General features: G+C 35.8%; 19 protein-coding genes and 3 pseudogenes. 6 read left to right on the plus strand and 16 right to left on the minus strand.

The genetic code is table 11. The features are described from left to right. Nucleotides 1–417: 417 nt before the first annotated feature. On the plus strand, nucleotides 418–726 hold the full coding sequence (locus tag AC0IWE_RS00680) for a hypothetical protein (RefSeq protein WP_471791528.1): 309 nt from the start codon (nucleotides 418–420) through the stop codon (nucleotides 724–726). Between the two features lie 178 nt (nucleotides 727–904). Continuing rightward, a complete protein-coding gene (locus tag AC0IWE_RS00685; protein ID WP_471791529.1) occupies nucleotides 905–2,434 on the plus strand; it encodes a DUF4394 domain-containing protein in 1,530 nt (509 codons plus the stop codon). 382 nt (nucleotides 2,435–2,816) lie between these two features. Here the strand turns inward: AC0IWE_RS00685 and AC0IWE_RS00690 are convergent, their stop codons facing one another. Beyond that, the gene (locus AC0IWE_RS00690) at nucleotides 2,817–3,398 is read right to left on the minus strand and encodes a Crp/Fnr family transcriptional regulator (protein WP_471791530.1); all 582 of its coding nucleotides are present in this window, start codon (nucleotides 3,396–3,398) and stop codon (nucleotides 2,817–2,819) included. 149 nt (nucleotides 3,399–3,547) lie between these two features. Between AC0IWE_RS00690 and AC0IWE_RS00695 the strand changes: the two genes are divergently transcribed. Continuing rightward, complete coding sequence (locus tag AC0IWE_RS00695; RefSeq protein ID WP_471791531.1) at nucleotides 3,548–4,615, plus strand: SDR family oxidoreductase; 1,068 nt, start codon at nucleotides 3,548–3,550, stop codon at nucleotides 4,613–4,615. A gap of 122 nt (nucleotides 4,616–4,737) precedes the next feature. Continuing rightward, a pseudogene (ettA, locus tag AC0IWE_RS00700) lies at nucleotides 4,738–6,416 on the plus strand (energy-dependent translational throttle protein EttA). A gap of 414 nt (nucleotides 6,417–6,830) precedes the next feature. Here ettA and AC0IWE_RS00705 read toward each other — a convergent pair. The 5 genes from AC0IWE_RS00705 to AC0IWE_RS00725 all read right to left on the minus strand — a co-directional run bounded on the left by AC0IWE_RS00705 (nucleotide 6,831) and on the right by AC0IWE_RS00725 (nucleotide 12,207). Beyond that, nucleotides 6,831–7,568, minus strand: coding sequence for a GDSL-type esterase/lipase family protein (locus AC0IWE_RS00705; protein ID WP_471791532.1), 738 nt, complete (start codon nucleotides 7,566–7,568; stop codon nucleotides 6,831–6,833). 44 nt (nucleotides 7,569–7,612) lie between these two features. Further along, entirely contained in the window at nucleotides 7,613–10,309 is a 2,697-nt protein-coding gene (locus tag AC0IWE_RS00710) for a TonB-dependent receptor (RefSeq protein WP_471791533.1), read from the minus strand. Next, complete coding sequence (locus AC0IWE_RS00715) at nucleotides 10,293–10,526, minus strand: DUF1456 family protein (protein ID WP_029274124.1); 234 nt, start codon at nucleotides 10,524–10,526, stop codon at nucleotides 10,293–10,295. Before AC0IWE_RS00715 ends, AC0IWE_RS00710 begins: the two co-directional genes overlap by 17 nt. Nucleotides 10,527–10,634: 108 nt before the next feature. Beyond that, nucleotides 10,635–11,939: a DEAD/DEAH box helicase gene (locus tag AC0IWE_RS00720; RefSeq protein ID WP_471791534.1), complete on the minus strand. Its 1,305-nt coding sequence runs from the start codon at nucleotides 11,937–11,939 to the stop codon at nucleotides 10,635–10,637. A 49-nt stretch (nucleotides 11,940–11,988) separates the two neighbouring features. Further along, nucleotides 11,989–12,207, minus strand: coding sequence for a hypothetical protein (locus AC0IWE_RS00725; protein ID WP_055912256.1), 219 nt, complete (start codon nucleotides 12,205–12,207; stop codon nucleotides 11,989–11,991). A 214-nt stretch (nucleotides 12,208–12,421) separates the two neighbouring features. Between AC0IWE_RS00725 and AC0IWE_RS00730 the strand changes: the two genes are divergently transcribed. Together AC0IWE_RS00730 and AC0IWE_RS00735 are read left to right on the plus strand one after the other, a co-directional pair. Continuing rightward, nucleotides 12,422–12,895: a ribonuclease H-like YkuK family protein gene (locus tag AC0IWE_RS00730; protein ID WP_055912259.1), complete on the plus strand. Its 474-nt coding sequence runs from the start codon at nucleotides 12,422–12,424 to the stop codon at nucleotides 12,893–12,895. Nucleotides 12,896–13,191: 296 nt separating this feature from the next. Then, nucleotides 13,192–13,659 (plus strand): SRPBCC family protein, encoded by a 468-nt coding sequence (locus tag AC0IWE_RS00735; protein ID WP_055912805.1) that lies wholly within the window; start codon nucleotides 13,192–13,194, stop codon nucleotides 13,657–13,659. 10 nt (nucleotides 13,660–13,669) lie between these two features. Here the strand turns inward: AC0IWE_RS00735 and AC0IWE_RS00740 are convergent, their stop codons facing one another. From AC0IWE_RS00740 to AC0IWE_RS00785, 10 genes and pseudogenes are all read right to left on the minus strand, one after another. Next, nucleotides 13,670–14,248 (minus strand): DUF4468 domain-containing protein, encoded by a 579-nt coding sequence (locus AC0IWE_RS00740; protein WP_471791535.1) that lies wholly within the window; start codon nucleotides 14,246–14,248, stop codon nucleotides 13,670–13,672. 92 nt (nucleotides 14,249–14,340) lie between these two features. Beyond that, on the minus strand, nucleotides 14,341–15,360 hold the full coding sequence (locus AC0IWE_RS00745) for a porin (protein ID WP_471791536.1): 1,020 nt from the start codon (nucleotides 15,358–15,360) through the stop codon (nucleotides 14,341–14,343). A gap of 37 nt (nucleotides 15,361–15,397) precedes the next feature. Then, nucleotides 15,398–16,806, minus strand: a pseudogene (locus AC0IWE_RS00750) (ammonium transporter). A 345-nt stretch (nucleotides 16,807–17,151) separates the two neighbouring features. Continuing rightward, nucleotides 17,152–18,099: pseudogene (mnmL, locus tag AC0IWE_RS00755) on the minus strand (tRNA modification radical SAM protein MnmL/YtqA). Between the two features lie 341 nt (nucleotides 18,100–18,440). After that, nucleotides 18,441–18,950 (minus strand): DUF8188 family protein, encoded by a 510-nt coding sequence (locus tag AC0IWE_RS00760; protein ID WP_471791537.1) that lies wholly within the window; start codon nucleotides 18,948–18,950, stop codon nucleotides 18,441–18,443. An 86-nt stretch (nucleotides 18,951–19,036) separates the two neighbouring features. Continuing rightward, nucleotides 19,037–19,615, minus strand: a complete 579-nt coding sequence (locus AC0IWE_RS00765; protein ID WP_471791538.1) for a DUF8188 family protein — start codon at nucleotides 19,613–19,615, stop codon at nucleotides 19,037–19,039. After that, nucleotides 19,612–19,983: a DUF8188 family protein gene (locus tag AC0IWE_RS00770; RefSeq protein WP_471791689.1), complete on the minus strand. Its 372-nt coding sequence runs from the start codon at nucleotides 19,981–19,983 to the stop codon at nucleotides 19,612–19,614. Before AC0IWE_RS00770 ends, AC0IWE_RS00765 begins: the two co-directional genes overlap by 4 nt. 251 nt (nucleotides 19,984–20,234) lie before the next feature. Beyond that, the gene (locus tag AC0IWE_RS00775) at nucleotides 20,235–20,819 is read right to left on the minus strand and encodes a DUF8188 family protein (protein WP_471791539.1); all 585 of its coding nucleotides are present in this window, start codon (nucleotides 20,817–20,819) and stop codon (nucleotides 20,235–20,237) included. A 171-nt stretch (nucleotides 20,820–20,990) separates the two neighbouring features. Then, nucleotides 20,991–21,947 carry a hypothetical protein gene (locus tag AC0IWE_RS00780; RefSeq protein WP_471791540.1) on the minus strand — a complete coding sequence of 319 codons (957 nt, stop codon included), beginning with the start codon at nucleotides 21,945–21,947 and terminating at the stop codon, nucleotides 20,991–20,993. Further along, entirely contained in the window at nucleotides 21,944–22,882 is a 939-nt protein-coding gene (locus tag AC0IWE_RS00785) for a hypothetical protein (protein ID WP_471791541.1), read from the minus strand. The genes AC0IWE_RS00780 and AC0IWE_RS00785 overlap by 4 nt, the downstream gene beginning before the upstream one ends. Between the last annotated feature and the right edge of the window lies 1 nt (nucleotide 22,883).

Consider the following 22,883-nt stretch of genomic DNA (forward strand, 5'->3'; position numbering starts at 1 on the left):
AACAAAAAGAACGTGACATCATTTAACAAATTCTCCAGACAATTATCTCTACCCCTTTCCCTTTGCAGCATTCGATACGATAGAATCTATACGGAATTAACTGTGCAAAGGTTGCTTTTGTTTTGAAACAACGAAGGTTTCCGAAGACAATCTCTAAGCTTTTGGCATCGTTTTCCTCTTTAAGTAATGAGAAAAATGATAGGCTGGCATTTTACAATAATTAGTTTACTTAAATGGAATATCGCTTTAGGTATTATTAAATGCCGTATACATTAGGTAAAGCTAAATTTTAAATCAAATAATCTTTCAGTTAAACCAATTTGCGTTAAATAAGAGCAAAAATCTTTTTTATTATCTTATTATCAAAAAACCCGTTGATGCTAACCTCCGTATATATGCACAATCTCAAACACTGGAATGGCACCACTTTACAAAAAAGTTTTAATTGCAACCCTTCTCTTTTTCGCATTTGCGGGTCGGATTGCGATTAGTGCCATGCCCATCCATAAAGTTTCGGTGGAAATTTCGAAAGTAAATGCTGATAAATCGGATACGGATCAAAATGATGATCAGTTGGAAGATAAAGTCAAATTAGAAGATCTGATGAAAACCGATTTCACAAAAATTGAATTTCTGAGTATTTTTTCTTCAAAAAGGAGATTGTTTTCTGGCAATTACAGCCTTGTTAAGTGTTACCTCCAAACATTGGAATATCCTCCAAAATAGTTAAAAGCTTTATTTCAGCAATGAGTTCCTGTTAATAGCGAACAACAAGCCTGAAAATTAAAATCGTCGGTAGAGTTCCTCTTCCGAATGAATAACGAGCCTTTTATCTCAAAAAGGTTAATCGCATTGCGTTAATATATCCCTTTACCAATACTTTTCTTAATTAAACATTAAAACCATGATTAAAATCAAACATTTAATCTTAATAGCATTGTTGGCTATTATGACCCCTATTTTATTTTCGGCCTGTAAAAAAGACCGCAATAACGATCCTCAGCAAGAGGTACTTACACCTGGCCCTGATGTTAACTTTTACGCCCTCACTGCCGATGGCAAACTGTTGTTGATCAATGCCAAAAATCCGAATTCAACAACTGCTTCAGTCACAATATCTGGTTTACAGAGTGGTGAAACCATTTTAGGAATTGATTTTCGCCCTGCAACAGGTCAGTTATATGGTGTAGGCAGTAGTAGCCGCATATATGTAATCGATCAGAAAACAGGTGTTGCAAGATCTGTTGCTACGGCTCCTTTCACACCTGCAATAAGCGGAACTTCAGTAGGTTTCGATTTTAATCCTACTGTAGATAGAATCCGTTTGGTTACTTCATCTGGCCAGAATTTACGTTTAAACCCTGAAACTGGCACGGTGGCTGCAACCGATGGTGTGGTAAACGGTGTTACAAATGCCAAAGTATCATCAGTTGCTTATACTCAAAATAAGGCTGGCGCAAGCTCAACAGTTCTATTTGATATCGACATTGCGAATGATAAACTTCATAAACAAGATCCACCAAATGATGGGAAACTTGTTGAAGTAGGCAGCCTTGGTTTGGATGCTGAAGATATTGGCGGCTTTGACATTAATCCTGACGGAACTGCAGCACTTGCGGCTTTAAATGTAAGTGGTAAATCGGGTTTATACCTGATCGATCTTACTTCGGGCAAAGCTTCAAAAATCAGTAATGTAGACCAACAAATTACCGCCCTTGCAATACCTACAGAGCCTGTTGCCTATGCAGTATCAACCAATAACGAACTGCTTATATTTAATCCAAACGCTGCAACACCAACACTTGTGATAAAAGCAATAACTGGCATACAAACAGGTGAAAGTATTTTAGGCATCGATATGCGCCCGGTTAACGGACAGCTTTATGCCGTAGGAAGTACAAGCAGAATTTACACTATTAATGCATCTTCGGGTGCGGCAGCCATGGTTGGAACAGGGCCGTTGGCTACTTTATTAACAGCTACACAAATTGGATTCGATTTTAACCCAATGGCCGACCGCATAAGAATTGTAGGTAACAATGGCCAAAATTTTAGAATTGTACCAACTGATGCTACTTTAATTGTTGATACGCCTATTACATTAAGTACCGCAGCCATTTCTGGTGCTGCCTATACCAATAACTTTGCGGGTGCTTCATCTACAGCATTGTTTGATATTGATGCTACAACAGATCGCTTATACAAACAAGATCCACCTAATAGCGGAGCACTGGTTGATGTTGGTCCACTTGGTGTAAATATTGAAGCAAACAGTGGCTTTGATATTGGTGGTACAAGCGGCAATGCTTACGGTATATTTACTGTTGGCGGTGTGCAAAAACTTTATAGCGTAAACCTAACTACAGGTGCTGCAACAGCTGGTGCTACCATTGCTACAGCCGTACGCGGTTTCACACTGGGATTGGGTTTATAAAACAACATAATCTGTTAAAAATTGTAAAAGTCTTTCAATCCTGAAAGGCTTTTTACATTAACTAATGTTTACGGTATCTACTAAGAATTAATCCGCACTTTAAAAGTATAAAATTTGCTTTTCGCTGTATAGGATACTTCCTTTTTTGAAAAAAGTTTGATAATTACATTAAAACGGGATTAAAATACTATCATCTCCTATAAAACATAAAATAATTATCGAAGGATCTAACTATCATAGTTGAGTATATGCCATTTTGATACTATTTCACCCTCGTTGATGCTTATTTTGCCCGGAACCGATCTTATTTATCAGCTTAAACCATATTTAGCAATAAATAGCCTTATTGAACATTAAATTCAGGGTGCTACATTGATCGACCTCATTTTTTTGAAGCCAGATTTTTTTTGATGCGACTAAGCGTTTCTGGAGCGATTCCTAGATAAGAAGCGATCAGGTTTTGGGGTATCCGTTTAATAATTTCTGGATTTGAGGCCATAAGTAAGACGTATTTTTCTTCAGCACTGTGCGTAATGGAACTCATTAATCTACGTTCTTTAGTAACCAGGCTATTTTGGTAAAGTATTCGGAAATACCGATCCATAATTGGTGCAGCCACCGTTAAAGCATCATAATCATTTCTCGAAATCAAAAGCAGTTCCGATTCTTCTATTGCATCAATGTTAAATAATGCTGGTTCGCCAGTTAAGAAACTATTAAAATCAGACAGCCACCATCCTTCCCAGCCGAAAATACTCATATGCTCATCGCCCTTTTCATCTACATTATAAGTACGTAACAAGCCCTTCGCTACAAATGCCAGGTGCTTGCAAATATTTCCTGCCTGCAACAAATACTGTCGTTTCCTCAATCTTTTAGCTTCAAAAAAGGTTTTTATCACTTCCCGATCATGGTCAGTAAGCGAAACTTTTTCCTGGATATGGCTAAAAAGTACATCAATCATGGTGGAATTTATTTTAACTGCACACAAAGATAAATTTTCAGGTGGAAGAAAGTGGAACAACTTCATTGATCTTAATCAAGCCTATTATTTGATCCAGGTCAAGTTATGTTAATTATAAGTGCCTTAATTTTGTGTAAAATTAAAATACCATGAATAAAATAGCATTAGTAGTTGGCGCAAGTGGCATAGCAGGAAGTAATTTAGCCGAAAGCCTGATTGCAAAAGGCTGGGAAACTTATGGCCTGGCCAGAACACCTAATCAGGAAATTGAAAACCTAAAGCCGGTTGCAGCAGATCTTTTAGACATTAACAGCCTTAAATCATCCTTATCTGAAATAAGGCCGACCCATATTTATATTACCACCTGGATGCGTAATGATACAGAGGCAGAAAACATACGGGTTAACAGTTTGATGATACGCAACCTGCTGGATGTATTATCCGAAAAAAAATCAGTTGAACATGTGGCATTGGTTACCGGGTTAAAACATTACCTAGGTCCGTTTGAAGCCTATGCCAAAGAAGGATTTTTACCCGAAACGCCATTAAGAGAGGAACATCCAAGACTGGAAATGGAAAACTTTTATTATGCACAGGAAGATGAAGTATATGCAGCAGCAGAACGTGATGGTTTTACCTGGAGTATCCACCGTCCACATACGGTTATTGGTAAAGCTGTAGGCAACGCCATGAATCTTGGAACTACTTTAGCAGTATATGCATCAATATGTAAGGAAACTGGTCACATTTTTAAATGGCCAGGTTCTGCAGCACAATGGAACGGACTTTCGGATGTAACTGATGCGAAAGTACTGGCAGAGCATTTAATTTGGGCATCAACAACCGATGCGGCCAGAAATGAAGCTTTTAATGTTGTTAATGGAGATGTATTCCGTTGGAGCAGATTATGGAAACGGATAGCAGCCTATTTTAATGTAGAATCTTCAGGATTTGAGGGCAACATTCAGCCTCTTGAACAAGTATTGGCTAATGATGCAGCTACCTGGCAACAAATTGCCAAAAAGTATAATCTGAAAGAAGATAATTTAAACCGACTGGCGTCGCCCTGGCATACAGACCTTGATTTGGGCAGGCCAATTGAAGTAATGACTGATATGGCTAAAAGCAGAAAACTGGGTTTTACCATATTTCAAGATACCGAGGAATCCTTTTTTCAATTATTCGAAAAATTACGTGCTTCGAAATTAATTCCTTAAAACAACCATTAATAAATTAAGGAGCGCTTGCAATTGTGTATGATTGCAGGCACTTCTTTATTTGTGATAACATTTTACCTCTTCCATTTTTTACCCCTATCTTTGCACGATAATTCTATAATATGTCAGACGAGAAAATAATCTTTTCAATGGCCGGGGTAAATAAAATTTACCCTCCACAAAAACAGGTTTTAAAAAATATTTACCTTTCTTTCTTTTACGGTGCAAAAATTGGTGTTATCGGTCTAAACGGCTCGGGTAAATCATCTCTTTTAAAAATCATTGCTGGTTTAGATAAATCTTATCAAGGTGAGGTTGTTTTCTCTCCAGGTTACTCGGTGGGTTATTTGGCACAAGAGCCGATTTTAGACCCTAGAAAACGGTGCGCGAAGTGGTTGAAGAAGGTGTGGCAGAAGTAACTGCTATTTTAAAAGAATATGAGGAAGTAAACGAAGCTTTTGGCTTGGAAGAAAACTATTCTGATCCTGATGCCATGGATAAATTGATGGCCAGACAAGGTGAGCTTCAGGATAAAATTGATGCTTTAGGTGCCTGGGAAATCGATTCGAAATTGGAGAGGGCAATGGATGCTTTGCGTTGTCCGGATCCTGAAACCAAAATCGGTGTATTATCAGGTGGTGAACGCCGTCGGGTGGCCATGTGTCGTTTGTTGCTTCAACACCCTGATGTATTGCTTTTGGATGAGCCTACCAACCACTTGGATGCTGAAAGTATCGACTGGTTAGAGCAATTTTTACAAAATTACGAAGGAACCGTTATTGCAGTAACCCACGATAGGTATTTCTTAGATAACGTTGCCGGATGGATTTTGGAATTAGACCGTGGCGAAGGTATTCCATGGAAAGGAAATTACAGCAGCTGGTTAGATCAGAAAGCAAAACGTTTATCTCAGGAAGAAAAAACAGAGAGCAAACGCCAAAAAACGTTGGAGCGTGAGCTAGAATGGGTACGTATGGCCCCTAAGGCACGTCATGCAAAATCTAAAGCCCGTTTAGCCAACTACGATAAATTAGCTTCAGAAGACGGCAGAGAAAGAGAAGATAAATTAGAGCTTTTTATCCCTGCCGGGCCGCGTTTGGGCAATGTAGTGATCGAAGCTACTAATGTTACCAAAACTTATGGCGATAAGGTATTGTTCGATAACTTGAATTTCTCACTTCCACCTGCAGGTATTGTGGGCATTATTGGCCCCAACGGTGCTGGTAAAACCACATTATTCCGTTTAATTACCGGGCAGGAAGAAGCTGATGCTGGTACTTTCCGTGTTGGTGAAACGGTAGAATTGGGTTATGTAGATCAGATGCACAATGATTTGGATGCCGATAAAACGGTATACGAAAATATTACCGATGGCTTAGACAATATCCAGTTGGGTACTAAAGCGGTTAACGGGCGGGCATATGTATCGAAATTTAACTTTAATGGTGGCGATCAGCAAAAAAAGGTAGGCATTCTATCGGGTGGAGAACGTAACCGCGTACACCTGGCCATTACCCTGAAAAAAGGAGCTAACGTATTGCTGCTGGATGAGCCAACCAACGATATCGACGTAAATACTTTACGTGCATTGGAAGAGGCATTAGAAAACTTTGGTGGCTGTGCCGTGGTGATCAGTCACGACAGGTGGTTCCTGGATCGGATCTGTACGCACATCCTGGCTTTCGAAGGCAACTCAGAAGTTTATTTCTTCGAAGGTAATTATTCAGATTATGAAGAAAACCGCAAAAAACGTTTGGGTGATGTTACACCGAAACGCATTAGATATAAGAAATTAGATTAATAAAAGTCCCGGCGAAAACCGGGACATTTTTAGTTATTGCCCAGGCGTAAACAACTAAAGCTGCAAAGCCTACCAATCTTAATAATTGGCGATAATTAACGTAAGCAAAAAAGTGTTTGGTTTTAAGTTTTGGTTTAATCCCAAAATAAAAACTAAGCAACATGCAAACCATACTTAAGCTGAGTAAGACTGGAACATAATTAGCCGAAAAAAGCTGTGTTTCAAATCTGGTTGATTGATTAATTAAAACCAATAAAAGGAATAAAAACCCTAAACCAAGGGTGATCATTTCCATTTTTTTATTTGTTGTAATTTCTGCTTTATTCACCATTTACGGATATCTTTTTAGAGCCATCGGTAAATGAATTGTTACATTTTTTTTAATATCAACATCACAACATCTTAGTTTATAACCTAGTGTCTGTTCTTTAAAGCTTTTTTAATCGCAAGCTCCGTTACACCTTCCATGATTTTATAACCGGCAAAATTGGGGTGAACACCATCAACGGTTAACTCAGCACGTTGTCCTTTTCGTTCATCAACCAAGGGTGTCCAATAATCCAAAACAGTATAATTTTTCTCTTTGGCATAGGCTACAATTCTTTCGTTTAAATCCACAATAAGATCTGCTGCCTTAATACTTTTATTCCAAGGATACTCGTAAACTGGCAAATATTTACAGAGCACAACTTTTATATGATGTAACCTTGCCAGTTCTGCCATCGACTTTACATTATCCATAATTTTATCAATGGTAACATGGCCCGTATTGCCTGCAATATCATTACTACCTGCTAAAATAATTACCACTTTAGGTTTTAGGTTAATCACATCCTGCCGGAAACGGATCAATAGCTGTGGCGAAATCTGCCCACTTATTCCCCTATCCAAATAAGGCTTATTTTCGAAATATTCAGGGTCCTTTTGCTTCCAGAATTCGAAAATTGAGCTTCCTAAAAAAACAACTCTTTTTTCCTTTCTGGTGGGAGCTGGCAAAAGTTCATTCTCTTTTTGATATTTGGTTAAAGCTGCCCAATCATCGGCAAAATTTTCTTTTTTCTGCTTATTATTTAGCGAATCTGTTTTGGCATCCTGGGCAAATAATTTAGTTGTAGCGGTTAATAAAAGAAAGAGTATGATTTTTCTTTTCATGGGATATGGAATTGTACAGAAATGCTAAACTAATTATTTCTGGTTTAAAATATCTCATTTCCATTTAAATTTACATCCGAACGGCCTTTTTTATTACCGAACTGGCTCAAATTATAGCTCAATGTAGCCTGTACAAAACGACTGATAAAACGTGTTCTATTTTCGGAAATGGAATTATTGCTGATACTGGTACTAAAAAGTGAACCCTGGTTAAATAAATCATTCGCCTGTATTGAGAAAACGAGCTTATTTCCTTTCAAAAAGGAGGTGTTTAATCCCATGTTCACCAGTAAAGGGTTTCCGGCATATAAACTATAACCAAAATTCAAACTCTTAGAGGCCGAAGCATTAATTCTGAAACGTTTGCTTGGAATCCAGCTACCTCCCCCACTTAAGGCCAAAACTTGTACATTTTTAATGTTCTGGTTCATTACAGAATAGGTATTAGAGCTAAAACTATAAGAAATACTGCTGTTAAAAACATATTTCTTCTGATTTAAGTTAAACCTGAAACCGTTTGAAATATTAATTCCACTACTGCGGTTTAACACATTATCCGTATAAAAAACATTGCGGCTGTAAGCAATATTCCCGTTTAAGGATAAAGAAAGTTTATTATCCAACATCCTTTTATTAAATGAATAGTTACCACCCACATTGTAAATGCCATTCACGTTTTCGTATGTAGTTTGCTGTTTCAGGCTATTTAGGGTATCCCGCAGAAAAATGGTATTGCTCACTACACTATTAAAGGCAAAATTACCAGATAAACCTGCCATAATACTCAATCCTGATTTCAGGCTAAACCTGTTATAGCTCAAATCGGCAGTATGGCTCGAGGTGGCCTTTAAATCAGGGTTGCCAATAATAAGATTTTGCACATCATTATTGTTCCTGATGGGTTGAAGCTTATTAAAATCGGGCGAACTGGTGTAACCATTATAACCAAAACTCAAATTTCCGTTTTCTTTAATCTGATAACTTAAATTGGCAGATGGCGAAAAATTTAGCTGATAATTTTTTAGCTCCTGTCCGGTATTCTGATATTTACCAATAATGATACTTGGCGAAAAATTAAGTCCCAAATTATAACTGATCCGCTTTGCATTGGTATTGTAACCTATACTAAAATTCTGGTTAATAAAGTTCGATACGTAATCCTGCCCAAGCGAATCGACTACAAATTTATTTCCAAAGGGATTGGTTACCGTAGTAGTTTGCAAATTCTGACTTCTGCTGACTGAAAAACGATATGACATATTAATAAAACTATATCCTGTACTATCGCTTGCTTTTTTTAATGAATTGGAAAACTGAATGTTACCACCAAAATTAGCGTTTGAAGTGTTATTATCTACCAAGCGGTTTAAAAGCGAATCTTTAACCAAGATATTGGTGGTTTCGTTATAATAGCGGATAACATCGTTGATGGTGCTGTTAGAACTGCCGCCGCTGGTACCAAAATTAAAACCTAAAGATAAAGATTGCTTATTGTTAGCCAATCGGCGCGACCAATTGATACTTCCGTTAACATTTGGATTGCTATTTTTTGAACCTGTGTTGGAAATGAGATCCTGTTTTATAAAACCTGTTTTATTTGATGTAGTAAGCGCATAATTTCTGGTATTTGCCAAAGCCCCGGCAAGTGATACATTGAAATAATTCTTTTTGGTAGCCCCATTTAAACCAAGGTTAATATTATTATTTAAAGAATTTGAGCTGTTGGCACTCTCCCGCAAATCGTAAATGGTTCCTTGTGGATTAAATGTTTCCAGATAATTACTTTGTATGGATTTATTTATGCCGCTGCTGAAATTATAACCTCCGTTGATACTAAATTCTTTCGAGATTTTATCCCTGATATTGCCGTTAAGGCCGCCATTGTTTAATTTGGCAAATTCGTTATTGGTAATTCCATAACGCCCACCAAAACCTATCTGTTTGGTTTTTTTCCAGATGCTTCCGTTGCCGCCTAAATTATGGGCATTATTTGTTGCCGAACTTACGTTTACCCCTCCAAAAACGCCTTTATCCATTCCAGGTTTGGTTACAAGATTTAGCATTTTTTGTGGTGTACCCGTTTTAATTCCCGTAAAATTGGCTTCGTCGCCATAATCATCTATCACCTGGAGTTTAGCAATAATCTCTGCCGGCAATTGCCTGATGTAATCTTCAACATTGCTTGTAAAAAAATCTTCGCCATTAACCCGCAGCTTGGTCATTTTTTTTCCCATGGCAGTAACCGCACCTTTATCATCTACCTCAATGCCCTGAAGCTGTTTTAAAAGATCTTCTACTTTATCATTTTCCCTAACCGTGTAGGCGCCGGCATTGTATTCAATGGTATCTTTTTTGATTTTAATGGGATCTACCTTTACTTTAACTTCTACATCTTCCAACCTGATGGTTTCCATTTTAAGTATAATGGGTTCTAAAACCATGCTTTTTTTTGAAGATTCAAATTCATAAACAGAAGCAAAGGGCTTATAACCCAGCGCAGTAATACTGAGGTAGAATTTGTTGTGGCCAACTTTTGGGAATGTAAAATTACCCCTGGAGTCAGAATTAGACCGCAGGGTATCTTTATCGTTAATTAACCGGATACTAACACCCTCAATGGGCTTTTTTAAAGAATCGATTACATTGCCACTAATTTTAAACTGAGACTGAGCGAGAGCGTTAAAAGAGAGCGTGATCAGTATAAAAAATATTAAAAAGCATATATTATTGCTTTTTCTCATCCCTCGGACCTCTTTTATAAATTACTAAACCATTTAAAAAATTACGTAAAATCTGATCGCCGCAAGGTTTAAAATTTTCATGATCTTCATTTCTAAAAATATCTCCCAATTCTGCCTTGGTTACTTTAAAACCTACCAAATCGCAAATGGTAATGATATCTTCTGTTTTTAGTGATAATGCTACCCTTAATTTCTTTAATATATCGTTATTGCTCATGCTTTTTATAAATGATTGAATTGTTGAAGGATTGATTGACTGATTGCGCTAATATTAAGGTTGTAAAAGGTGTAAAATAACCAATAAGCCAATGATTAATGAGCCAAACTAACTCGCTACTTCTAATTTAAGTTTTTTCCCTTTAATTTTTTCTCCGCTTAATGTTTTCAGCAATTTTTCGACTTTATTCCTTTTAACAGCCACATAACTGGTGGTATCTTTAACCTCGATAAGGCCTAAATCCTCTTTTCCTAAATTACCTTTTTGTAAAAATAAACCAACAATATCTATTTTGTTAATTTTATCTTTCTTACCGTGGGCCAGATATAAAGTTACCCAGTCACTAGCTTCGGGCAACTTATATTTATCTGATAAAATTTCTTCTTCAATATCATCAGGTAAATATTTATAGTTTTCTTCGGTGGTTAAAATGGCGTATGCTGTTCCTTTTGCATGCATACGTGCCGTTCTACCATTGCGGTGAATGTACGCATCCTCTGTATAAGGTAACTGGTAATGCACAATATGTTCTACTTCAGGTATATCTAAACCGCGAGCGGCGAGGTCTGTTGTAATTAAAATCCTATGGCTGCCATTTCTAAATTTTAGTAAAGCTTTTTCACGGTCGATTTGCTCCATGCCACCATGAAATACATCGTGCCCTAAACCATTATCAAAAAGTAAATCACTGATGCGGTCTACCGTTTCCCTATGGTTGCAGAAAACCAAAGTATTTTTATCACCAATTTTACTCAACAACCTAAAAAGATAATCCAGTTTATCGGCTGCAGGCGCAGTAATTTTTTTAAGCTTTAAATCGGGTTTAGCTTCTATATTTTTTGAAAAATCGACTTCAACCGCAGCATTTAGTTTCACAAATGGAGGAATTTCTTCCATTTTAGTTGCTGAAGTAAGCATGCGCTGTTTTAACGAGCGCAACGAACCAATGATATATGACATATCTTTCTCAAAGCCAAACTCGAGCGATTTATCGAATTCATCCAAAACCAAAGTTTCGATAAATGATTCATCAAAATTCTGATGTTCCAGATGGTAAGCTATCCTTCCGGGCGTTCCTATAAGTACGGCAGGCGGATGTGCAAGATTATTTTTTTCTATCCTTACGGCATGGCCACCATAACAGCAGTTTACTTTAAATGAAGTACCCATTTGTTTAAAAACCTGCTCAATTTGAAGCGCCAGTTCCCTTGAAGGAACTAAAACCAAAGCCTGAACACCTTTAACACCCATTTTTAGGTTGGAAAGTAAGGGCAATAAAAAGGCTAATGTTTTTCCTGAACCGGTGGGCGCAATCAATATTACATCTTTACCAGTTTTAGCTGCTTTTAAAGAAGATTCCTGCATCTCATTAAGTGCAGAAATATTTAGTTTTTTTAAGGCATTTTCTATCATTCCGCCATAAAGGTAATCATTTACATTTAGGGCAAAAAGAGACTGAAAATTATGGTTTGAAAAATCTGTTTCTGAGTTTACGAAGAGTAGAAAAATTTAATCTTTTATCCAAAAGCATTAACATGCTACCACGTTTAGACATTGAAGATTGTACTTTTTCATTAATAGCATCAACTGAAGATAAAATACTGTCAGCCAGTTCATCTGCAAATTTATTGGCCCTGCTATTTTGCAATAATTGAAGTTCTTGAATTAATTCTGCTCTCATAACTTAGAATTTTTAATGAATGTACAAATATTAACGGGCCGAATTATGATTTGTTTCATTAAATTATAATAGCATTCAAACTATTTTAACTAACTTGTTGATAACTAAATTTTTGTTAGCAAATAAACAACCTACACTTAACATATATTTAATTCATAGCACCTATTTTTATAAAAACCTGATTACCATTCGTTAACCTCAAAAACACAACTGTATGACGTGGAAAAAATTTAGTGGTGAAATTATTCAATCTTCAATCCTCGAAGAAGTAGAAAATGCGATTATCAGAGAAAGTGAAAACGGATATAAGCTTAAAGTTTGCATCGGTACAGATTCGCAGGTAAAAGGCACTGTAACCGATTTTGCAACCGTAATTGTATTGTTAAGAGAACATCATGGTGGCTTTATGTACATCCATCAGGAAAAGAGCACTCAACAGGTAAGTATTAAAGAAAGAATGTTAATGGAAGTGCAGAAATCTATTGAAACTGCCTATTCTATCTGCGATTTGCTCGATATTTATGATGTGGCTTTAGAAGTCCATGCAGACATCAACACCAATCCATCATTTAAATCTAACAAAGCACTTAACGATGCTATGGGTTATATTTTAAGTATGGGATTCATCTTTAAAGCCAAACCAGAAGCTTTTGCCAGCTCTACGTGCGCTGATAAAATGGTGCATTAGCGAAAAGCTTTGACAAATTCTGTCAGAATGCTAGAAATTTGTCAAAGCTGATCATTTTAGGCAATAAGTTTGGGGTTAGAGGTCAGGAGCCAAAAGGCCCTCATGTCAAATATCGACAAGAATCTGTAAGCAGGTTATTGATAGATTCCTGTGGCTTATAGACCTTCATTGCATTCCGATAGGGATTAATGATGTCTTTGTACCCAACTCCGTGACCTTTGCGCTTTTTCTTTGCATTCTTTGCGGTTAAATACAACAAAATAGCATCTTTTCTGTTGTATTCTCAAAATAAGAACTTGAAAACGTACAGACTAGAATTTACCCAAAAACTTCCAATTGATTTGGATGCTGCCTGGGATTTTTTTTCCTCGCCAATGAACCTGGCAGAAATTACACCCAAGGATATGACATTTGATGTTACCACGCCAAACATGCGCAACACTAAAATGTACCCTGGCCTGATTATCACCTATAAGGTTTCACCATTATTCGGGATTAAATTAAATTGGGTAACTGAAATTACGCATGTTAAAGATAAAGAATACTTTATAGATGAGCAGCGTTTTGGTCCTTTTGCATTTTGGCATCACCAGCACCGTTTCGAAAAAGTAGATGGTGGCGTATTGATGCACGATACTTTACACTATAGTGTAGGTTGGGGACCACTTGGTTTAGTTGCGAATGCAATAATTGTTGAAAATAAAATAAACGAAATTTTTAAATTCCGTTATCAGAAAGTTGAAGAGTTATTTGGCAAGTTTTAGCTTTTATAAATTACCATTTTTTGGTAGAAATGGTTTCAGTTTTTTTGCTGGCTTTTTCTACCCTTTTAGTAGCTAAATATTTTTTAAAATCATCACCAAATTTCTCTATTTTGTTGTAGGCACTATTTACAATATCTTTCCATGCGCCTGCACTAAGTTTACCTGACGTGCGCTCTAAAGGTGTGCCTATTTTTGTTGAGGCAACAAAATTTCCATAACGGTCGCGCTTGTATGGAATAAACAACAAATCGGTTAACCAAAATCTATATTTTCCATTACGGGCTTCAAACACAAAATTATAGCTCACTTCTCCACTCGGATGGCCCACCACCAACACGGTCTTATCAACAATTATAGTTCCTTTAGCCAACACAGAAGAATCAGTGATGCTTTGCTGCAACATCGTTTTTTTATTGGCAAGGTTAATAAAAGATTTAGCCCTTTGAACAAGGGTATCTTTACTCAGCAATTGCGAATCGACAACTTTATAGTAAATAAACTTACCGTTATCATCTTTTATAAATTGTTTTTGCTGGGCAGAAAGATCAATTGAAAATGCAATAAAAAAAACAAGAATAATGTATTTCATCAGAATGGATTAATGGGCAAACAGCGTTTAAAGATATTAAAAAGCCGTCCGGGTTTTACCACAGGACGGCTTAATATTACAAATATATTTCCTTAAAAAGCATAAACAGCTGCTAATGAGAACTGACCAGCATTTGGTGCAGCAGCGCCACTTTTGTTATAAAAGGGTTTATCTCCACTATGATCTAATCTCACTTCTGGAATAAAAGTTAAACCACCTGATTTAATGTTGGCGGTAAAAGTTACAGCAGTATATTTTACTCCCTGAACCGGACCTGCATCTTTAAACTTAAAATATTCGCCTCTTAAACCTAAAGTTACACCATCTGCAACAGCATATTGAGGATAAAGTGCAGCACCCGCATAACCGCCACCATCATTGTCAATATCATAGTTTGCGGCATTTAATCCCAACTTAAATTTTTCTGTAATTTGGTAAGAAGTTGTTAAATCTTCGATAGTACCATAACCACCTGCACCCGCACCAGATAACACGTTAAGGTAAGCTGTCCAGCCTTCAACCGGAGCTACCATTAACTGGCCACCTACAGCAGATACACCACGGCTTGCGCTGTAAACATTCCAATCGTTAAATACCCCAGCCATTAAACTTACTTTATCAGAGAATTTATAAGTAGCCTTAATACCTGCATTTTGGAATGGACCATTGGTAAACAGATATGATGTAGAATAGTTAAAATTTCCAACCGGAGAAATTACTTCGTAACCAATAAAGGTTCCCATGTATCCGGCAGTCATTGAAAACTGATCGGTAAAATCATAATTCACATATAAATTTTGTATGTGAAATGATGAGCCTCCTGCAGCAGCATCCAGAATGGATTGAGTTTGACCTCTTGGCCCGAAAGAGAGCTCCCCAACAAATGAGGCTTTACCTGTTTTTTTCTTAAGCGCAATATCTATCATTCCCAGTGAAACCGAATTATGGTCTGACGCAAATGATGTGGTAATGTTTTTTGGGTTCTTCGCGAAATCATATTTAAAATAGGTATCAACCGACCCTGAAATCTCAAGTGGTGATGTGGTGGTTTCCTGTGCCATGGCACAGCTAGCGCTGGCCATTGCGAAAATAGCAGTTAAAAGTTTCTTCATGTTTGAGCTTGATTTGAGTTTAGATATTATATAATCCTTAAGAAATTGATTCTGTTAATGGACTGTTTCTTTCTACATAGATGGCTTTTTCTTCAACCAACAATGTACCTTGAGAGTATTTCTCATCATGTTGAGAAGCATCAAGTCCTAATTCTTCTTCTTCTTCAGAAACCCTGATCGGATTGATAAGGTTAACCAATTTGAAAATCACGAATGATACCACAAAACTGAACAAGATTACGATTACAGCACCTTTTAACTGAGTGATAAAGAAAGTTCGGGTTACCGTAAAACAAGCCATCAGCACCAGCAGCATTCACTGTTTTGGTTGCAAAAACACCAGTTAACAACATACCAACAATACCTCCAACACCATGGCAAGGGAAAACATCCAAAGTATCATCCAAACTTGTTTTTTGTTTCCAAGAAACCACAAGGTTTGAAATTACCGCAGCAATGGCACCAATGAATATACTTGATGAAATACTTACAAAACCAGCACCAGGGGTAATGGCCACTAAACCAACTACCGCACCGATACAGAAACCTAAAACTGAAGGTTTTTTACCTCTTGCTACATCGAAAAACATCCATGATAAACCCGCAGCACCTGCAGCAGTATTTGTAGTTAAAAATGCTGAAACAGCTAAACTACCTGCACTTAATGCCGAACCCGCATTAAAACCGAACCAACCGAACCATAGTAAACCAGTACCTATTAATACATATGGAATATTTGCTGGCGGAACTTCTTTATGCTCCAGGTGAGATTTTCTGCGTTTCAAAACCAATGCACCAGCTAAAGCAGCCATACCTGCAGAAATGTGAACTACCGTACCTCCTGCAAAGTCTAAAACACCCATTTTAAACAGGAAACCCTGTGGATGCCATGTCCAGTGGGCCAATGGCGAATAAACGAAGATTGCGAATAAAACAATAAATAAGATATACGATGTAAAACGGATACGTTCTGCAACAGCACCAACCACCAAACCTGGTGTTATAATGGCAAACATTGAATTGAAACACAGCAAATAAAGAAAGCGGGATAGTTAAATCTGCTCCACCTTGTAAATGTGGTGCTCCAGAGTTTACACCTTTAAAGAACAGAAATGTTGATGGATTTCCGATAAAACCGCCAATGGTATCACCAAAAGCTAAACTAAAACCAACAACTGTCCATAAAACCGTAATTACTCCAGCCGCTACAACACTTTTAATCATGGTAGACAATACATTTTTACGGTGAACCATACCACCATAGAAAAATGCAAGGCCTGGTGTCATTAAAAATACAAGCGCAGAAGCGATTAATATGAATGCGATATCTGGCCCACTATACTTGCCTTCGTCGAAATTTGGAAGAAGTGGAATAAATAGAGCGAAAATTGCGACGATCATTAATATCGCAAAGGGCGCAAACTGTTTAAAGGAGAATTTACTCATAGTTTTTAGTTTAATTTGTTAGTAGTGTTTAAATAATCGATTTTTTGGTTATTTATTTTTCTAAAAATACGACTTAATGTAATTTTTACACCATAAAATTGAAATATTCTAATAAAAACAGATGATTTTTATAAAACAAAGCAAAAAAGACCTCCAAAAATAAAAATAATAAAAATTTAGACAGATTTCAATGCAACTTTTTAATAAAAACAAAATCACATATTAACCATGTTTTATATGATTTTACCTAAAATTTATAAAAAATTAGCCTGAAAATGATTATAAAAAGAAAAAACCCATGAAATTTCATGAGTTTTTAAAATAATTATTATAAAATTTAATTTTTTAAGAAAAATATGCAGAACCTTGAATTACCCCCCTTTTTTCGATTTCTTTATCCATATAGGTCTGAATTGCTGATTTATTAAGTCCCAATTGGGTGCAATTAATAAATCCCAATCAGAAATACCAAAAAGTCGCTGAATTACAATATCAGGCCGTAGAAGCGGAATCAACTCACAAAGTAAATCTGTATATTCTTCAAGAGAAAACAGTTTAAAGGGCTCTTTTTTATACTTTGCCCCCATAATAGAACCTTCTACCACATGAAGATGATGAAATTTAACAAACTTAATTTGAGGAAAACGGTTGATCTCATGAATATAACCCCGCATCTGCTCTCTTGTTTCCACAGGGGAAGCCAAAAATGGTATGCACACACAAATCGAGTTTACTATCTTTCAATAGTTCTACAGCTGCAACAAATTCGCCATGACTGCAGCCTCTGTTTATCTGATCGAGGGTTTCATCATAGATAGATTCCATGCCCATTTCTAAATCCACATCAAAACGATCAGTATAGCTTTCTAATAAAGCTACTTTTTCTGCATCGATACAATCCGGACGTGTACCTACTGCAAAACCGACAATATCTTCGGTATTGACAGATAATGCTTCATCGTACATCATTTTTAAATAATGTACAGGCGCATAGGTATTGGTATTTGGCTGAAAATAAACGATATACTTATCAGCTCGATATGAAGTTTTAGCCCTTAACATGCCTTCGGCAAGCTGATCTTTAATATTTGGATTTTTACGGGAAGGCTCAGGTGTAAAAGAATCTACATTACAATATGTACATCCACCATAACCCTTGCTTCCATCACGGTTAGGACAGGTAAAGCCGCCATCTACAATAACCTTAAATACACGTTGCCCTTTATACTTCTCGCGTAAATGCGTTCCGTAATTTTTATAACCCTTTATCCCTGAATCTACTAGTGTTCCCATTATTTGCAAAAATACGGTTTTTGTTGGATACGCAGGGTTAGATTTGAGAGATTAGATGTAAGATTTGAGATTGGGCGTACTATTTGTGGTTGGTAACGATTAGTTCTATAAATTTTGAATTATATTTTTCATTTATCAGGCTGCTCACCAAACATCTTTTCGAAATCTGCTTTGCTTTTTATGTAAGATGAGTAATTCCTTATATTGTAATTAGAAATATAAACTATGAATTCAGCTTCGTTGCTATACTTAGATTTACCCTCGTCATTTATTAGGCTGTAAAAGCTATTCCTTTTATCGGGTACTTCATAATAAAACCTCACCCATATTCTTTAACCACCTCATTTACCTTTCTCAAAACGTTCCTTAAATTCTTCTTTAGGCATGATGTACGTTAAGTACTGTTCAACATTATATTTAAATTGATTTTCAGTAATATCAACATTCCATCCGTCCTCTGGACCTCTGGCTTTACTGATTGAATCAGGAAGGTCCTCCCTTACCCTGAAAACAGGTATTGGTTTATTAGGAGTACCATAATGATTACTATTGAGTTCATCTTTATTGATTGTTATTATTATTCTCTTGCCGCGTAAAGAAGTCGGAAAGGCAAATCCTTTATCATCAGGATAATAAAAAAAAGTAATCTCTAGGTATTTTTTCATAGATTTTTCTTTAAAAAAAATTTTGTAAATACTCTCTTGTGGAGATAATAAAGATGCTTTATACTGAGTATCTCTGAAATCTAATTGTTCAGGAAATAAAATCCTTAGTTCTACACAATTATCTATATATACAGGAATCGCATTTTTTGAATCATTATCTTTTTTTGAAAAGATAGTTAACCCCATAAATTATTAATGGAAATATGATTAATACACCTACAGCCCAGCCAATTGCTTGTGAGATTTGCTTATTCATTTACAGATTGAAACTATTATTTCTTTTCAAACCTCTCCTGAAATTCTTCTTTCGGCATAATGTAGGTTAAGTACTGTTCTACATTATATTTAAATTGATTTTCAGTAATATCAACATTCCATCCATCTTCTGAACCTCTGGCTTTACTTATCGAATCTGGTAGATCTTCTCTTACTCTAAAAACAGGTATTGGATTGTCGGGGGTACCATATTTAGGATCATCTAAATCATCTTTATTTATAGTTAACAATACAATTTTTTCTTTCATCACAGAACGAAAAGCAAGTCTTTTGTCCATTGGGAAGTTAAAAAATTTTATCACAAGAAATTTATTCATAGATGATTCCTTAAAGGTCAAATTGTAGATAGATTCTTTTGGAGCCAGAAGTGAAGAGGTATAGCTTGTTGTTTTTAGATTTAAAGATTTAGGGATAAATAGCCTGTACTCGGAACAGTTTTGTATGTATTTTGACATAGCCTTACTACCATTATTAAATTTATCTTTAAAAAAATAATTAATTCCATAAATTATTAAGGGAAATATGATTAATACACCTACAGCCCAGCCAATTGCTTGTGAGATTTGCTTATTCATTTACAGATTGAAACTATTATTTTTTTTTCAAACCTCTCCTGAAATTCTTCTTTCGGCATAATGTAAGTTAAGTACTGTTCTACATTATATTTAAATTGATTTTCGGTAACATCAACATTCCATCCATCGTCTGAACCTCTGGCTTTACTGATTGAATCAGGAAGGTCTTCTCTTACTCTAAAAACAGGTATTGGATTGGCCTTTGTTCCATATTTTAAATTTTTTAAATCATCTTTATTGATAGAAATAATTATTTTTTTGTTATGCAATACCGTGGTAAACTTAGACGCTTCAAAGTCAGGATAATTAAAGAACATAATCTGGCAATGCTTATTCAGTATACTATCAAAAAAAGATATTTTATATATACTACCCTACAGGACTTTGCCAATGAAGTAGAATATTGAGAATATGATAATTTTAGATCTGTATATTTAGGAAAACTTGTACAAATAAGTACAAATCTCTCCAAATATTCATTTATATGTTCTTTTGCCTCATTCGTTTTGGATTTGAACAAAATGTTAACCCCATAGATTATTAAAGGGATTATGACTAATACGCCTATAGCCCAACCAATCACCTGTGATATTTGCTTATTCATTATAAATTGAAAATATTATTTCTTTTCAAACCTCTCCTGAAATTCTTCTTTCGGCATAATGTAAGTTAAGTACTGTTCTACATTATATTTAAATTGATTTTCAGTAATATCAACATTCCATCCATCTTCTGAACCTCGATTTCTACTTATCGAATCTGGTAGATCTTCAACTACCCTGAAAACCGGAACTGGATTGGCCTTTGTTCCATATTTTAAATTTTTTAAATCATCTTTATTTATAGAAATAATTATTTTTTTGTTATCCAACGCGTCGCTAAAAGACATTGATTTTATTAATGGGTAGTTAAAAAAAGTTATTTCTAAGTACTTATTCAAAGATGGTTCTTTAAATAAAATTTTGTATATACTTTCTTTTGGATTTAATAGGGATGTAGAATAATGCTTAAATGAAGTTGTATATTCAGGATAGACAGGAAAATGTAATTTTATATTTTCACAATTTGACACGTAAGCAATAATCGCATGAGAAGCATTATTTTTATTTGGTTTAAAAATATAGCTAATCCCATAAATTATTAAAGGAAATACAACCAGTACGCCGATAGCCCAGCCAAGGGCTTGTGATATTTGCTTATTCATTATGGTCTAAGTGCTATAATTCCTATGTTATTTTTATTATCTTGTTTATTAAAATCTGATGCTGCAAAATATGACTCATCAGCCTTAGCCAATTCATAACTATCCGATCCTCTATCAACCAGATAATTTGCTATGGCTCCAGCTACTCCCTTTGCTAAACCTTTCCAAAACTCAGGCCCTATAAAAGCCGTTCTGGCGCTTGGATACATCCTCGATAAACGCATTGCAGTTAGCTCCGCAGCTTCCAACTCCAGCTATATTCCCTTCTGCTCTCAATAAGGCTGCCTGTAAATTATGTTGGGCAATTTCTTGGGTAATAGCTTTATTTTCAATAGTTAATTTCACTCCACTTTCAACCATTGCCCCACTTACTCCCAAAGGCTGATTTACCAGACCTTCAGTTTTTGCTGCATCACCCACATCGCTCCACCTCCAAATAGGAAGATTCTTTTTTGCTGCTTCCTCCTTGCTGTTTTCACCATCTACATAACCATAGACTGCAATAGGTGCAGCAACTAACAAACCTATTGGTGAAAAGGCTGTTGCAGCAGTAATGACACCAATTACTGCTTGAGACGCTAAGTGGGCGTTAATTTCTGCATTATTATTGCTTGTTATTTCTTTAGCAGCGGCTAATGCGATTACCGGATCTATAATAATGGATACCACACCACCTTTAGGACAATTCATTAATGACTGACTGAGTAGTGCTTTTGCTTTATCAATTTTTACAGCACCATGTGGCAGCATCCACTGCCCTTCTAATGTAGCATCACAATCATGCGCCATCTTATAAAATCCAGTAACACCAGCCCCAATACTGGTAGCTGCCGCAGCAAGCATAACACCTGCAGCTACCAAGGCAAGCCCTCCTGTAGCCACGGTAGCTACAGCTAAAGCAGCCACAGCAATTACAGCAGTAAGAATCTGAAGACCACCCCAAAATTTACCTGCAACCTTACACGAAAAAGTATCACTTATTTTTCTGTCATTAACATTTAAAAGTGGTGTTTTCTTACTCGTTAAAATAACCGTTGAAACCCTGGTAATACCAATTTGTAGCGGCTTGCCATTTGTCATATTAGTGCATATCACATTTGCACCTTCATGCACATAAGAATAACTCATTCTATCCTCCTCAATTTGTAATCAATAATTACTTCTACATTATTTTTAACTTCCTCCATTATAAAAACATCAGCCTCCTGAATTAATGATTGAGCTGTATTAATTATCTGCCGTACCTGATATTGAAAGTCATAGCTAGAAAATTTATATCCAACGATAGGTTGAAATTTTTGATCATATTGCTTTTTTACTTCCCCAATATTTATTTCGCTAATATTCATCTTACTTTGCTTCTTTATTTCAACAAATTCTGGTTGTTCAAAAATAATTTCAGAGGAAATATGCAAAGGGACTGCAATCCCTTCAAAAAGTTGCGAGTGATAATTTAGTGTGAATGGTTTAAAAACCTCAGATAAATTAACCAAATATCTATCAAAAAAAAGATCAAAAAATAATTTGGTGTGTATATCTTCAATAAGAAGTTTTTCATCTTTAATTTGTGCCTCAGCTAAGTAAATAAATTTATTGAGCTCAATTTCAGCATTATTAGATCTCAAAAACGAATATCTGTCTTTTAAAACAGCTTTAAAGTTATCCCAACTATTCAATACCTCATTATAATTGAGTATTTTATTTATTTTTCCTGTATCTTGATCAATCTGTACCCTAACATTACATTTTATTGCATCTAAAGATGCAAACAAATCCATTGCATCAGATAAATTAGATGGATTAATTTGAATTATATTATCGAAAAGTGAGACCTCTACAATTAGATTCCCACTATCAATAATATTTTTTACATGAAATTCTCTTTTAGTTGTCGCGTGATTAGTAATAACATTATTAAATTTAGTTGCGACTGTTTGTTCACAACGATATTTTAAGTAAATAGGTTCCTTTTGCTCTGTATTTACTTCCATATGAGATTTTGATTCTACTTTATCAATAATTTCATTTGGCTGCTCATCATCAAAAAATTTAAATCTGCTCATA

Source organism: Pedobacter sp. AC402, from assembly GCF_979252805.1.

Excerpts from the sequence above, each read along its gene's own strand:
- AC0IWE_RS00695 (WP_471791531.1), top strand. The coding sequence starts at position 3,548 with ATGAATAAAATAGCATTAGTAGTTGGCGCAAGTGGCATAGCAGGAAGT.
- AC0IWE_RS00720 (WP_471791534.1), bottom strand. The coding sequence starts at position 11,939 with ATGATAGAAAATGCCTTAAAAAAACTAAATATTTCTGCACTTAATGAG.
- AC0IWE_RS00780 (WP_471791540.1), bottom strand. The coding sequence starts at position 21,947 with ATGAGTTATTCTTATGTGCATGAAGGTGCAAATGTGATATGCACTAAT.
- AC0IWE_RS00765 (WP_471791538.1), bottom strand. The coding sequence starts at position 19,615 with ATGAATAAGCAAATCTCACAAGCAATTGGCTGGGCTGTAGGTGTATTA.
- AC0IWE_RS00760 (WP_471791537.1), bottom strand. The coding sequence starts at position 18,950 with ATGGGGTTAACTATCTTTTCAAAAAAAGATAATGATTCAAAAAATGCG.
- AC0IWE_RS00710 (WP_471791533.1), bottom strand. The coding sequence starts at position 10,309 with ATGAGAAAAAGCAATAATATATGCTTTTTAATATTTTTTATACTGATC.
- AC0IWE_RS00785 (WP_471791541.1), bottom strand. The coding sequence starts at position 22,882 with ATGAGCAGATTTAAATTTTTTGATGATGAGCAGCCAAATGAAATTATT.
- AC0IWE_RS00725 (WP_055912256.1), bottom strand. The coding sequence starts at position 12,207 with ATGAGAGCAGAATTAATTCAAGAACTTCAATTATTGCAAAATAGCAGG.
- AC0IWE_RS00775 (WP_471791539.1), bottom strand. The coding sequence starts at position 20,819 with ATGAATAAGCAAATATCACAAGCCCTTGGCTGGGCTATCGGCGTACTG.
- AC0IWE_RS00715 (WP_029274124.1), bottom strand. The coding sequence starts at position 10,526 with ATGAGCAATAACGATATATTAAAGAAATTAAGGGTAGCATTATCACTA.
- AC0IWE_RS00730 (WP_055912259.1), top strand. The coding sequence starts at position 12,422 with ATGACGTGGAAAAAATTTAGTGGTGAAATTATTCAATCTTCAATCCTC.
- AC0IWE_RS00685 (WP_471791529.1), top strand. The coding sequence starts at position 905 with ATGATTAAAATCAAACATTTAATCTTAATAGCATTGTTGGCTATTATG.
- AC0IWE_RS00740 (WP_471791535.1), bottom strand. The coding sequence starts at position 14,248 with ATGAAATACATTATTCTTGTTTTTTTTATTGCATTTTCAATTGATCTT.
- AC0IWE_RS00705 (WP_471791532.1), bottom strand. The coding sequence starts at position 7,568 with ATGAAAAGAAAAATCATACTCTTTCTTTTATTAACCGCTACAACTAAA.
- AC0IWE_RS00690 (WP_471791530.1), bottom strand. The coding sequence starts at position 3,398 with ATGATTGATGTACTTTTTAGCCATATCCAGGAAAAAGTTTCGCTTACT.
- AC0IWE_RS00680 (WP_471791528.1), top strand. The coding sequence starts at position 418 with ATGGCACCACTTTACAAAAAAGTTTTAATTGCAACCCTTCTCTTTTTC.
- AC0IWE_RS00745 (WP_471791536.1), bottom strand. The coding sequence starts at position 15,360 with ATGAAGAAACTTTTAACTGCTATTTTCGCAATGGCCAGCGCTAGCTGT.